This window comes from Streptomyces sp. SID11385, assembly GCF_010548245.1.
Lineage (GTDB): Bacteria > Actinomycetota > Actinomycetes > Streptomycetales > Streptomycetaceae > Streptomyces.
The window spans coordinates 1-894 of record NZ_JAAGLR010000924.1 but is presented as its reverse complement, the minus strand read 5'-3'; the positions used below and the strand labels follow the sequence as shown (position 1 = coordinate 894).

The window sequence follows — 894 nt, the reverse complement described above, 5'->3', positions numbered from 1 at the left end:
TGGGGCCGGTGTCGGTCGGCGGCTCCTGGCTGTGGGTCGGGCCGGTGCTCGGCCGCGACTCGGTGGGGGGCTCGGCGCTCTCCCGGCCGCCGCCGGTGCCCTTCTCGTGCGCGCGGGCACGGGCACCGCTGCCGCTGAGCACGATCACCGCGTCCACCGGGCTCACCCGGATCTCCGCGCGCCAGCCGTGCGACGGCGTGCGCCCGCGCACCACGTGCGCCAGTACCGTCACCGACTCGCCCCGTTCGAGCCGCCCCGCGTGCTTGCTCAGCCGTACCCAGTCGGCTCCCGTCGCGAGGCTCCAGTCGAGCGGCGCGCGGCCGGTGGCGCGCAGCGTGATCAGGCTGAGGTCGCCGCGCGTGCGCACGGTGATGGCGAGCCCCGAGGCGCCCGCGCGGTGCTTGCCCTCCGGGTCGACGACGGTCGCCGAGAGCGGCGCGCCCGCGTCCTGGGCGCTGCCCGCGTTCTCGTACGGCTCGGCTCCCGTACCGTCCTTGCCCTCGCTGTCCCGCGCGCTCACCGCGCGCCCGCCGTCCGGGCCGTCGTCGAAGAACGGCAGGCCGCCCCCGTACGAGGTCCACAGCGCGAGGAGCGGCGCGGCGACGACGGTCGCCACGACCGTCGTGGTGACGGCGCGCGAGCGCAGGCGTTCGCGCCGGGCCGCGCGCTCCCGCGCGTCCATCGGGAAGCCCTTGCGGTCGAGCCGCAAATGCTCGGCGCCTTTGCGGCGCTTGGACGACTCGGCGGCGGGGCGCGCGAGGATCTCGGTGCGCGGGGCGGTGAGGACGGGCAGCGCGTCCGGAGTGACGGCCGTGCCGGGCCACGGCTCGGCGGCGCCGGCGCGTTCGGCGGTACGGCGGCAGCGCGGGCACTCGTCGACGTGGCGCACCAGCT

General features: G+C 77.9%; 1 pseudogene. It reads right to left on the bottom strand.

Annotated elements, in window-relative coordinates:
• Positions 1-894: pseudogene (locus G3I42_RS28240) on the bottom strand (sigma-70 family RNA polymerase sigma factor); the annotation flags it as partial.